The sequence below is a fragment of the Sediminibacterium sp. GW821-FHT12F12 genome (genome assembly GCF_058806635.1).
In genome coordinates, this window is sequence record NZ_JBXAPW010000016.1 from 48,524 (window position 1) to 59,716 (window position 11,193).

Here is an 11,193-nt window from a genome sequence, read left to right on the forward strand (position 1 = left end):
CAGATATTTATTTAAATACGGAATCTGACATTCCCTTATTGATCAGGTAATTTGTATATGTGATCTCTACCCTGCCCTTTCGGTTTTTGATCTTTTGCGCTTCTGTCAGCTCCTTTTCATTATCATCAAACTCCAGGGTAATACCTTTGGGCAGTTTGTAATCTTTGGTATTGAAACTGAACACCACTTTATCAGGTAATCCATACTGTCCAAAAGCGCCATAACTCATTTCAATCTCATAGGTACCATTTTCTTTGGTAGAAGTGACTGCTTTTTTAACAAGCAGGTTCGCTTCGTCAATATACATGGTGGTTAATACAATATCACTGTTTTCATTGGCGGGCAACAGTTTCACCACTTTGGTTTTGGTTCCACCTACCATTGCCTCCCCGGCAGCCAGGGCAATAAAATCAGCCGTAGTGATGATCGAATTCATGTTTACAGACACCCCACCTCTTGGCAGCAAAGAAATACCTCCGTCTTTTTTCAGGCGGAACTTATTCGGTTTCTTAAAGTACACTTTCACTTTGCCAACAGGTGCTTTGATAAAAGCCACATCTGTTTTCATCTTGCCATCTGCTTCGTAATCGCTTACCTGGTCAAGTTTGGCTTTTACTTTCATGATCAGGGCTGTCATGTCCTGGGCATTAGCCGCTACAGAAAACTGGGCTGCTATAAAAAGAAGTAGTATTTTTTTGATTCGGATCATTTTTGTCATTTTCTATCGCTCAGTTATACACTAACTTAAAATATCTTTTTTGCGGAACACCAGGATAGATGCAGTTACAAACCCGATGATATGCAATACCAGCACGATCGCTGATTGCATGATCTTTTGCGGGTTCTGAATACTGCCTACAATCGCTTCATTTGCCTCATTTACTTTGATATCAAAAAATTCTTTCCATCCGATCATATGTGTGGTGAACAGGAAAGGTTTAATCGTATTAAAGACCGGAATATTCAATGTGCTTAAAATGGTAAAGAAAATGATGACGCTCATCGTAGCTACGATCGGGCCAATTGAGTTCTCAGCAAACAGGGAAAAGAAGAAACCGAGTGACGCTACCGTTGTCATGGCCAGTGCTGCAAAACCAAACGCCCATACATAGCGCCAGAAAACATCATTTTCTTTCAGCAGAACCACATACTGCGATTTAAGCAGGAACAGATCGTCTGTACCAAAGAGTAACATGTTCACAAACAAAGCCATGATCGCCAGCCATACCAATAACAGCAAAGTGTAAGCTACCGTAGCCATGAACTTGGCCAGCAGAAAACGGGTGCGGCTGATGGGTTTGGTAAGCATGATACGAAGGGTTCCCATATTGGCTTCGCCGGAGATCATATCTGCCGCCACCAGTGCAATCAGCAATGGCACATGCACCAGCAGGATCTGCAGCACGATATAACAAACCTGGTAACCGTTCAGGATCTTTCCTTCTACGGTAATAGAAGAAGTAATATCCCGCATCATAAAATCTACATAGGAATCACCGTCCAGCTTCAGGCCAAACTGGATGATCCCGATCAGACCGGTAATCGCCGCAAAAGCGATATAGGTTCTGGGCCTGCGGAAGATCTTGAATAACTCAATTTGTATAAGTGTCCACATGTTGGTTGCCTGAGGTTACTTGTAAAAAATAATCTTCCAGTGAATGCCGGGGTTGCAGCGATAGTAATTCTATATCCATCGCCACCAGATCGCGGTGAAGTTGTGCTATTTCTTTGCGGTCCAGTTTTACCAGTATGGCGGTATCCCTTTGCGGTTGCAGATTCTTCTGCCAGTGGCTGTGCTGCAATCTGGTTAGCGCTGCTGCATTATCAAAAGTTTGCAATTCCACGATTGTCTGCGAGGGGTCGAACAATTCCAGGGCATTTCCTTCAATGATTTTTTTCCCTTTATCAATGATCAGCACCCGTGTGGCAACCTGTTCAATCTCACTCAGCAGGTGAGAAGAAACAATCACTGTTTTTTTCAGGTCGCGGCTCAGGTGCAGGATCAGGTTACGGATATCGGCAATACCCTGCGGATCCAGTCCATTGGTAGGTTCATCCAGGATAATGAGCTTCGGATCATGTACCAGTGCGATGGCAATACCCAGCCTTTGTTTCATCCCCTGCGAAAAAGTTTTCACCGTGTCTTTGGCCCTGTGTAACAATCCAACCTGATTCAACTGATCCATCAAACGGGTCTCTGTTACTTTCACCCCACTTAAACGCGCAAATAGTTTCAGATTCTCATAGGCCGAGAGGTATTTGTACACATCCGGTTTTTCGATCACGGCACCTACCTGTGCCAGTATCTCGTTGCGGTGGGTCTGCAGGTCTTTCCCGAAAATCCGGATCTCCCCTTCGCTGGGTTTGATCAGGGAGAGCAACATACGGATCGTGGTACTCTTACCCGCCCCATTCTGTCCCAGAAATCCATACACATCTCCTTCCTGTACAGAAAAAGAAAGATCCTGAACCGCTGTGAGGTTGGTAAACTGCTTGGTAAGCCCTGTTACGCTGACAATTGGTTGCATGAGATAGTATAACACCAAAGGTAGGCAAGAGGTTCAGAAAAGAAAGGTGAATGTTTTCGGGGCGGATCCTGAGTCGTGAATCGTGAGACGTCAGTGGTGAGTAAATGAGGCAACCAGTCTCAACTCACGACTGACGTCTCACGACTGCCCCGCCTGCAAATACTGCTGCAATGCTTTTACATAGGCATCAAAAGCCTCAATGCCCTTGGAGGTAATTTTACAGGTAGTGAGGGGATAATTGTCTTTAAACTGTTTCACTACTTCAATATACCCGGCTTCTTTCAGTTTTTGTACCTGCACACTGAGATTACCGGCTGTGGCATTGGTTTTTTCGCGGATAAAAGTGAACTCGGCCTCCTTTACCCCTATCAGCAGGCTCATCACCGCAAGGCGAAGCTGGGAATGTAATATGGGATCCAGTTCTTTAAACATTCGCTTTGGCTGTTTTTTGCGCCAGGTATTTTCTTCTGAGGAGGATGCCCGGTATCAGCCAGCACAGAATGGCTGTGATGGTACCCAATAACATATCATTCCAGGAAGTAGTAAAACAAGACATGATAAAAAGACCATACGAAAGAATGGACCCATAGATCATGGGTTTGAATTTTTTTACCAGACCGGTTACCAGCGTTGGAAAAGCATACAGCATGATATAGATCGAATAAAAACTGGGAACAAAGGGTATTAACGGTTCATCTGGTTTGGATCCATCCGTATAATGTTTCATCATCTGCCAACCTTCTGCAGCGATCAGTCGGGTGGTTACAGACGGAACAGCATTCCGGTATACTATGAGGCAGAACAAAGAAATACCGAACACCAGCCAAACCGTATCCAGTGCATCATCCTCATATTTTTTGATCCGGCCTGTTTTTTTCTCACGCATTGAGATCATGATCTGGGGAATGATGGCAAAGAGTACGAGCAGCCATACATCAAACCCGATGGTGAACTCGTATTTCATCTGCAGAAAAGTAACAAAACTGGCGAAAGATACAACCGATCCCCATAGTATCGGACCGATCCCTGTTTCGTAATAAGTTCCCTTCGCCTTCTGGATCATGCTGGTAATGATCTCAAGACTTTCTTTTTCTGTGATCTGGTTCTGGTTAGGCATGTTGTGATGTATTTTTTTGAAGCCTGGCCCGCAACAGATGACCGGGAATGATATAACTGATTAATATCGCCAATGCACCCAGTAATAACTGGTTATCATACCCGAAGCGGATAGAAACCACCGCCAGTACAAAATTAATCAGTCCACCTATGATCAACGGTTTAAAACGGATCAGGTTTCCGGTTACAAAAGTACCTATGGCATACAAAAGGATATAATAGGTAAACGCCGTTTGCCAGGTCTGACCGCCGATCACATTCACCAGCACCAGTACAAAAAAAGCGAGTCCAACTGCCAGCCACACATAATCCAGCGCTTCATCTACAAAAGATTTTACCCTTTCCTTTTTAGCCTGTCTTGCCCCATAGATCCAGGTAATTACCCCTCCTACAGGCATTAACCACCAGATGTAGAAATGATTGGGGTAATGCAGAAACACTTTCAACGAATAACTCACCAAACAACAGCCAAATACCAGCCACCCCCAGAACAGGAAGTAGAAAGTATTGTCGGCAAAAGAATCTTTGGTCTTGCTGATCATGGTCTGGATCAACGCAAGACTTTCCTGTGGCGAGAACGCTTTGTTTTCTTGCATATGTTAGTTTTAAACGTTTTTCTAGGGTTATAGAAACAACCAAACTGCCAGTGATTAACAGGCAGTTTGATGATAATGTTTGTACACCCTGTAATCGAAATCGTCCATCATCTCAGGTTAAAGATAACTGAACATTTCTTCAGGTGCTGCACAGGGAGCAGCAGTTTACTGACAGGCTGCTAACAACTTCTCCGCTTCCGGTTTTCCCCAGCTCGGATGCAGGGGTGATGCCGGTTGAAAATCCTTATACAGTTCCACTGCTTTTTCAAACAGTTTTTTGGCCACGGCTTTTCCACCACCAAAGGCTTCAGGTGTATTCATAAGGCTTTGTCCTTTCAGGTAATAACTCCGCGGATTTTTAGGATCTGCTTTGATCGCATTTTCAATGGCATTACTGGCCTGTGTACCGTAACTCTGCCACCTGCTCATCGGGTCTACGATCATCTGCAGGGTAGCGGTCATCTGGCGCAGACAGAACAGTTCTGAATTATTGGCCTCCAGTGCTTCCGCTTTGGTGATAAGATCGTTGCTTTTTTCAGCTACTTTGTCTTTATCCGCTTTGGGATTCATCCAGGCGGTAATATAATTGGTATAAGCTGCATAGTAATAAGGAAGCCATTTGTCTTTTTCTGCATCGCCGATTCTTTCAAAAAAAGAGGAGGCCGCAGTCATATCTTCCGCAGTTTTAGCCGCTTTGAATTGTTCCAGACCTTTGATCATGGCTGATTCATATTTGGTTTGGGCAGCAGCCATACCAATAAAGAACATGCTGACGATAACAAGTATTTGTTTCATAAAGGATCGTTTAGTAGTGATATAAAAAGATTAATAATTGGTGTTTTTCATTTTTTCATACTCTTTACGGGTATTGATCAGTTGGTTGCCATGAAATGCATGGAAATACTGAATCGATAAACCCAAACCCCAGCCCAGGATGGGCCAGACAGGCCAGAAATAAGATCCTGGACCGCGACTGCTGAGTAACCAGATAGCTACCAGAAATGCATTTACAAAGAAATAACTGATCAGGTTCCAGCGGAAAGAAGCACGGGATTTAGCTATCTGCCAAAGTTCATCGTCTTTTTGTTGTTCGGTTAGCATAGACAATTTTGAATGAGTGATTGAGTGGATGAGTGAATGAGTGAATATTTTTTAGAGATTGTTATTAATGGCATCCTGTCGGCGGTCTACACCCCAGCTGAGGAAAAGACCCAGAAAAATAAACCTGGGTGCCGCAGGGGTAATGGCTTCTTTGCGGGCACCATCGTGCGAATAATTGTATCCAAATACCTGGTTCTGGTTAAAAACATTGGTTACAGACAATACAAATACCCCATACGCTTTACCAAGCGAAGCCAGGTAATTCATACTGAAGCCGAGTGAATGGTAGTCGATGGTTTTGCCCCTGTCGGTGATATCGTATTTGTTGCCATTCTTCAACATAAAATAATAAGGTCGGCCACTGGCATACGAATAAGTGAAGTTGAACCCGGTGTTGATGCTGTTCACAAATCTTTTCAACACCAATGAGGCGGTATGATCTGCTGCAAAATTGGGCTGTAGTTGCTGCGGATAATTCAGATAATCACGTTTGGTATCGAGATAAGAATAACTGATCCAGTAATCCAGTCCTTTGAATGTTTTTTTATCCCGCCAATACAACTCCAGTCCCTTGGCATACCCACTGCCGCTGTTATCGAAGGCAGGATAGGTTTTTACGAGGTCATCATATTTTTTATAAAATGCTTCTACCCGGAAAGTCTGTAATGTGGTGTTCTTGATATAATTGATGATATAATGAGTAGCTTTTGTGTAGCCAAATTGGGTGGTGGCACTCAGGTAAGTGTTCTCCGGCTTCTGGTAAAAGATGCCATAAGCGATACTCATCTGTCCGCCCTGCCCTGTTTTATACGCCAGCGATAAACGGGGTGCGATATTGGTTTTGCTGATGATGGAAGACTGCTCAAAACGCATACCCACTTTTGCAGCCAGCTCATTGGTGATATAGAGATCCGCTTCGCTGAACAGTGCTTTGAAATGATCAGGTAACAGACCACGGTATTGATTATACTGGGATCTGTTATAACTGTATAAATACTCTCCGCCAAAACGGATCACGCTGATGCCGCTCAGCCTTTTATCAAACACCGCTTTAATTTGACTCAGATCCGCTCTTGTGGTCAGGTTAAAATTGGTGCTGTCGATCCACGCAAGACCTGTGGTAGCTGGTTGGTTCTGCTGGTTCTGTATCTCGTTAAGGATCTCATTGTGATCAGTGCTGTAACTCAATCCCAGGTTCATTTTCCAGCCATTGCCAATATTCTCTCTCCAGCTCAGGTTCTGGTACCAGTTGGTATTTTTCAGCCCAAAAGCATTTTTCAACAATGGGTCATCGATATTGGGTCTGCGTAAGCCCAAGCGGTTGGCAGAAAAAGTGGTGTAATATTTTACAATACCACCTTTTTTGGTTTTGATGCGAAAATTAGCATCCGCCGCATGGTATTCAGGAACGGTAAAATAATCCGGTGTCTGTTTTATTACTTTAAAATAGGCAGCCAGATTGGTATAATCATAGCGCATACCCCAGGATGATTTTTTGTCTTTGGCCACTTTCTGAATACCCGCTCCCAGAAAAATGGGAGAGAGAGAAGCGCTGGCTTCGGAACGTTCCGGCACATCTACACTTTCCAATATCAATGCAGAGGATAAGGCCTGACCATACAAGGCAGAATAACCACCCGTACTGAATACCGTTCCTTTAAACAGGAACGGTGAAAAACGCCCGCGTTGCGCAATATCCGGTACACTGCTGAAAAAGGGATTATTCACCATGGTACCATCAATGAATTGTTTGGTTTCATATCCGGCTCCTCCCCTTACAAACAAGCCTTCCTGCTCGCCTACCTGCTGTGCGCCAGGCAGGGTTTTTACCACCGCTGAAATATCAGCATTGGCACCACCTGTAGTAACCACATCCAGTGAACTTAATACAGTTGCCGCTCTTTTTTTATCACCGGCTTCAAAACTGCCGGCAGTTACGGTAACAGCTTTTAACTCGCTTACTTCTTCTTTCAGGGCAAAATTGATCTCAATCGGATCTTTATCAATAATAACAGGCTGCTCCACCGGTTTGTAGCCAATATTGGTAACCACAATCACCTGCGCTCCCTTTTCGTAGGTTTTAAAAGAGAACCGGCTGGTTGAGTCACTCACCCCGCCATCATAAGATCCTTTTACGGCAATACTGGCTCCGGCCACAATGCGGCCCCGGTTGTCTTTAACGGTTCCGCTAATGAATACCTGAGCATTGGCGAAATGGGCAGAGAATAGGATAAGCAGCGATATAATCAGTTGTTTCATGGTTGTTTCTGTTTGACAAAACAAACATAGAGTAGTTTATATTATAAACCAAATTATTTTAAATATTTCCCTTTCCAAAAAACTTATCTTTAAGGTACCATTCAGAGATTAATCAGGGTTTGGCAACAATTTGTAGCCGTTGCATACACCTGATCCGCAAGATCATTCCCGTAAAGAGTATCCGGCAGGCCACAAACACAGTCTGCTTTATAACTGGATTCTCAACACCAATATCCAACCAATCCGGCCTAATTGACAGTATTATTTTAATGCCAATCTATGCATAAATAACCTGTGACCAACTGAGTTGCAGGTAATTACTTGGTAAATAAAATCGTAACTTACGAGAAAGCGGTTTGATCAAATTATTCTTAATTTTTAACGCTAAAACTAATTTTTTATGAAAACTTCTAACAAGATGCTTGTGATACTGTTCTTGCTAACTGCAACAGTGTATACTGCTTCCGCGCAGGCTACAGCAAGTGCTACAGCCACAGCTAATATCCTTACTGCTATCAGTATTACAAAAACGGCAGATATGAACTTTGGCAATATTTCGGTACAAGCCACTTCCGGCGGTACCGTTATATTGAGTACAGCAGGTGTTCGCTCTACAACAGGTGGCGTTACACTTCCTGCCACTGCCGGAACTGTAACAGCAGCTTCATTTACAGTGGGAGGAGAAGGCTCCTATACGTATGTAATCACCCTTCCTTCCACCCCACATACCATTATAAGTGGTTCCAACAGTATGACGGTTACAGCATTCACCAGCAATCCATCGGGAACAGGACAGCTAACCGGGGGGACACAAACACTAACAGTAGGTGCCACGCTGAATGTTACTGCAGCTCAACCGACTGGTGTCTATGCTTCTGAAACCGGATTCAATGTTACGGTTAACTATAACTAATAACCCTCAACCTTTTTTATGAAAACGATTTATATATACAAAAAACTGTGCATATCTGCTATGATTACTTTATGCAGTGCCAGCCTGCTGACTTCGGTTTCATATGCGCAGGGGAGCCTGCTGCTAACCCCTAAACGGGTGGTATTTAATGGTGGTAAAACCAGTGAAAATATCAATCTTGCCAATTCAGGTAAAGACACGGCATTCTATGTTATTTCTCTCATCCACTTACGTATGACAGAAAATGGCGGCTTTGAGGAAATTTCTGAGTCCGAAATGAACGGATTCTCTGCCGAACCACATATACGTTTTTTTCCACGCCAGGTTACACTGGCCCCTAATGAAGCCCAAGTCATCCGTGTGCAATATAGCCGGAAGCTGCAAATGAACCCGGGTGAATACCGGTCGCATTTGTATGTGCGGGCACAGTCTAAACCAACCCCTTTGGGTACAAAGAAGGCAGAAGAATCTACTTCTATCGAAGTAAAACTGACACCTGTTTTTGGCATTTCGATACCAGTTATCATCCATGTTGGTGAAGACCGCACAACTGCCCATATCAGTGGGCTCAGCCTGGTCAATGCAACCAAAGAATCTGATTCTAAACTCAATTTTACCCTTAACCGGTCAGGCAATATGTCGATTTATGGAGACATTGTAGTAAAACATGTAACCCCTAACGGTCAGACAACACAGGTCGCTTCCGCAAAAGGATTGGCGGTATATACACCCAATGCTGTACGGAATGTTCAAATCGTACTTGAAAAAAATCCGATGGTGAACTATCAATCCGGGAAACTCATCGTGCAGTTTATCACCAATACCGGAGCCAAGGAACAAAAAACAGTATCAGCTGAGCTTGCATTGCAATAAACTAAAGCATGGCATATGTTGAGAAATATCATTTTATCCTGTTGTTTTTTCCAACTGTCAATGAACATACTCCACGGCCAAACAGTGGTAGTTACGGATGATTCCACCTATATCACAGGCCAGGCTTCTGCCGTTCTGGATCTTAAATCCACTACTAAGGGTTTGTTGCCACCAAGGGTAACTGCTGTACAGAAATCAGCTATTGCCTCACCCGCAACGGGCCTGCTGGTGTACCAGACGGATGGGGCAGCTGGGTATTATTTCTGGGACGGAACAAAATGGCAACCTTTTATAGTAGGTGAGGGAGGTGTAAACCCTGTCAGTAAAACAGCTTCTGCCACGTTAACGAAAACAGAAACCTTTGTGCTTGCCAGTAATGATATCTCACTCACCCTGCCTGCGATCACATCTGCTGATAATGGTTTATCCATCACTGTAAAAAATATTGGCTCGCATTTGCACCTGGTATTCGTCAAAGCGGGAGGCACAGCAAAAATTGATGTAACTACAGACAGTGTAGGCCTTACGCGTTTGGAAGCCTTAACATTTATTGCTTACGAAGGTAGTTGGCTTATTAAGAATAAAGAAGGGAGACAGATTAACCTGTTACATGTATCATTCGCCGGTAGCTGGACCAACATTTCGGAAGCACTTGCTTATCTGGCGGTACATATGGCTGGTCCTTCTGTAATAGTACTCGGTCAGGGTGTACACCAGATCTCATCTACACAAGTAATTAACCTGCCTTTCCCACTTACCATCATGGGTTCAACATTTAGCAACGCAACAATCGCTGCTGCTTCGGGGCTGGCAGGTAGTCCTATGTTCAATTGCGTATCGGAAGTGTATTTTAAGATGTTGAACTTTACTGCCGGTACGCTTGCCTCTTATGGAACAGCCGCCAATGAGGATGCCATATGGTTAACCGGTCCGGATGAGTATTATGAAATAAAGGACATTACTTTTGATGGATTCAATAAAGCAGTTGTACTCAAATCAAATGTAGAACTCTGGCTGTTTGAATGCGATGTCATGAATGCGGCTGGTGCAGGTGTTGAAATAGCGGCTGGTGCTGCTACCGGAACCATTTTCAAAATTGCAGAAACGGATTTCATCAACTGCGTCAAAGGAATCAGTCTTGTATCCGGCACCAACTCAACAGTTCAAATTGCTAACTGTGGTTTTTTTGGAGGGACAGCAACTGATGTATGCATAAATTATGTACCAGCTACTTTTGCACCGTATGAAAATATACATATTTCTGCAAATACCTGGAATGCAGTGGGAAGTTTTTTACAGGGTTTTGATTTTACGCGTACCGATGGAAGAGATGCCAATACTTTTATACAGAATAACCCGGGAGAGACTGATCACAACCCTTCCTGCATCATCAGCGTAATCGACAACACATCTTCTCTCACCATGAATAATGCCAACACCTGGTATAAAGCTATCTGGACCAACACCTCATCCATCACTACCAGTTGGCTCGTTGACAATAACCGGATCACTTTTTTATCCAAAAATAAAAGAGACGCCAAGGTCTTCATTTCTGGTAATATGTCTGTCGCCTCGTCAAACAGAACCATCTCTATTGCATTGGTGAAAAACGGGGTAACCACCACCCAATATGGTGAAACTACGCTACGGGTTACAACCGGTAATCAACCATTCCAATTTTCTACCGTTATTTACCTGCAGGATATCAACCAGAACGATTATTTCGAATTATACGTGTTGTGCTATTAAAAATAGTTGATAATCAATGAAGCAAAAAATGCTGTGCAGTTGTCTAAGTAAGTGACCA

At 43.6% G+C, this 11,193-nt stretch carries 12 protein-coding genes; 3 read left to right on the forward strand and 9 right to left on the reverse strand.

Annotated elements, in window-relative coordinates:
• Positions 1 to 7 precede the first annotated feature (7 nt).
• The 9 genes from AC1RNB_RS17170 to AC1RNB_RS17210 form a co-directional block, all read right to left on the reverse strand.
• The gene (locus tag AC1RNB_RS17170) at positions 8 to 709 is read right to left on the reverse strand and encodes a LolA family protein (RefSeq protein WP_493084829.1); all 702 of its coding nucleotides are present in this window, start codon (positions 707 to 709) and stop codon (positions 8 to 10) included.
• Between the two features lie 30 nt (positions 710 to 739).
• Positions 740 to 1,615, reverse strand: a complete 876-nt coding sequence (locus AC1RNB_RS17175; protein WP_493084830.1) for an ABC transporter permease — start codon at positions 1,613 to 1,615, stop codon at positions 740 to 742.
• Positions 1,593 to 2,528 carry an ABC transporter ATP-binding protein gene (locus AC1RNB_RS17180; RefSeq protein WP_493084831.1) on the reverse strand — a complete coding sequence of 312 codons (936 nt, stop codon included), beginning with the start codon at positions 2,526 to 2,528 and terminating at the stop codon, positions 1,593 to 1,595. Before AC1RNB_RS17180 ends, AC1RNB_RS17175 begins: the two co-directional genes overlap by 23 nt.
• A gap of 138 nt (positions 2,529 to 2,666) precedes the next feature.
• Entirely contained in the window at positions 2,667 to 2,960 is a 294-nt protein-coding gene (locus AC1RNB_RS17185) for a winged helix-turn-helix domain-containing protein (RefSeq protein WP_493084833.1), read from the reverse strand.
• Complete coding sequence (locus AC1RNB_RS17190) at positions 2,953 to 3,645, reverse strand: hypothetical protein (protein ID WP_493084835.1); 693 nt, start codon at positions 3,643 to 3,645, stop codon at positions 2,953 to 2,955. Before AC1RNB_RS17190 ends, AC1RNB_RS17185 begins: the two co-directional genes overlap by 8 nt.
• Positions 3,638 to 4,240 carry a hypothetical protein gene (locus AC1RNB_RS17195; protein ID WP_493084836.1) on the reverse strand — a complete coding sequence of 201 codons (603 nt, stop codon included), beginning with the start codon at positions 4,238 to 4,240 and terminating at the stop codon, positions 3,638 to 3,640. Before AC1RNB_RS17195 ends, AC1RNB_RS17190 begins: the two co-directional genes overlap by 8 nt.
• Before the next feature lie 165 nt (positions 4,241 to 4,405).
• A complete protein-coding gene (locus tag AC1RNB_RS17200) occupies positions 4,406 to 5,035 on the reverse strand; it encodes a hypothetical protein (RefSeq protein ID WP_493084838.1) in 630 nt (209 codons plus the stop codon).
• A 30-nt stretch (positions 5,036 to 5,065) separates the two neighbouring features.
• Positions 5,066 to 5,341 (reverse strand): 2TM domain-containing protein, encoded by a 276-nt coding sequence (locus tag AC1RNB_RS17205; protein ID WP_493084840.1) that lies wholly within the window; start codon positions 5,339 to 5,341, stop codon positions 5,066 to 5,068.
• Positions 5,342 to 5,392: 51 nt separating this feature from the next.
• Positions 5,393 to 7,600 carry a TonB-dependent receptor gene (locus AC1RNB_RS17210; RefSeq protein ID WP_493084841.1) on the reverse strand — a complete coding sequence of 736 codons (2,208 nt, stop codon included), beginning with the start codon at positions 7,598 to 7,600 and terminating at the stop codon, positions 5,393 to 5,395.
• Between the two features lie 400 nt (positions 7,601 to 8,000).
• Here AC1RNB_RS17210 and AC1RNB_RS17215 point away from each other — a divergent pair, with 400 nt between their 5' ends.
• From AC1RNB_RS17215 to AC1RNB_RS17225, 3 genes are read left to right on the forward strand one after another with little or no spacing between them, the layout of a single operon-like run.
• Positions 8,001 to 8,513 (forward strand): DUF4402 domain-containing protein, encoded by a 513-nt coding sequence (locus AC1RNB_RS17215; RefSeq protein WP_493084843.1) that lies wholly within the window; start codon positions 8,001 to 8,003, stop codon positions 8,511 to 8,513.
• 60 nt (positions 8,514 to 8,573) lie between these two features.
• Positions 8,574 to 9,386 carry a fimbrial biogenesis chaperone gene (locus AC1RNB_RS17220; protein ID WP_493084844.1) on the forward strand — a complete coding sequence of 271 codons (813 nt, stop codon included), beginning with the start codon at positions 8,574 to 8,576 and terminating at the stop codon, positions 9,384 to 9,386.
• A gap of 60 nt (positions 9,387 to 9,446) precedes the next feature.
• The gene (locus AC1RNB_RS17225) at positions 9,447 to 11,135 is read left to right on the forward strand and encodes a phage tail-like protein (RefSeq protein WP_493084846.1); all 1,689 of its coding nucleotides are present in this window, start codon (positions 9,447 to 9,449) and stop codon (positions 11,133 to 11,135) included.
• The last annotated feature ends 58 nt before the right edge of the window (positions 11,136 to 11,193 follow it).

What these genes read in the sequence shown, in the direction of transcription:
- AC1RNB_RS17180 (WP_493084831.1), bottom strand. Translation starts at nt 2,528, where the DNA reads ATGCAACCAATTGTCAGCGTAACAGGGCTTACCAAGCAGTTTACCAAC.
- AC1RNB_RS17170 (WP_493084829.1), bottom strand. Translation starts at nt 709, where the DNA reads ATGATCCGAATCAAAAAAATACTACTTCTTTTTATAGCAGCCCAGTTT.
- AC1RNB_RS17175 (WP_493084830.1), bottom strand. Translation starts at nt 1,615, where the DNA reads ATGTGGACACTTATACAAATTGAGTTATTCAAGATCTTCCGCAGGCCC.
- AC1RNB_RS17195 (WP_493084836.1), bottom strand. Translation starts at nt 4,240, where the DNA reads ATGCAAGAAAACAAAGCGTTCTCGCCACAGGAAAGTCTTGCGTTGATC.
- AC1RNB_RS17205 (WP_493084840.1), bottom strand. Translation starts at nt 5,341, where the DNA reads ATGCTAACCGAACAACAAAAAGACGATGAACTTTGGCAGATAGCTAAA.
- AC1RNB_RS17185 (WP_493084833.1), bottom strand. Translation starts at nt 2,960, where the DNA reads ATGTTTAAAGAACTGGATCCCATATTACATTCCCAGCTTCGCCTTGCG.
- AC1RNB_RS17190 (WP_493084835.1), bottom strand. Translation starts at nt 3,645, where the DNA reads ATGCCTAACCAGAACCAGATCACAGAAAAAGAAAGTCTTGAGATCATT.
- AC1RNB_RS17200 (WP_493084838.1), bottom strand. Translation starts at nt 5,035, where the DNA reads ATGAAACAAATACTTGTTATCGTCAGCATGTTCTTTATTGGTATGGCT.
- AC1RNB_RS17215 (WP_493084843.1), top strand. Translation starts at nt 8,001, where the DNA reads ATGAAAACTTCTAACAAGATGCTTGTGATACTGTTCTTGCTAACTGCA.
- AC1RNB_RS17210 (WP_493084841.1), bottom strand. Translation starts at nt 7,600, where the DNA reads ATGAAACAACTGATTATATCGCTGCTTATCCTATTCTCTGCCCATTTC.
- AC1RNB_RS17225 (WP_493084846.1), top strand. Translation starts at nt 9,447, where the DNA reads ATGAACATACTCCACGGCCAAACAGTGGTAGTTACGGATGATTCCACC.
- AC1RNB_RS17220 (WP_493084844.1), top strand. Translation starts at nt 8,574, where the DNA reads ATGATTACTTTATGCAGTGCCAGCCTGCTGACTTCGGTTTCATATGCG.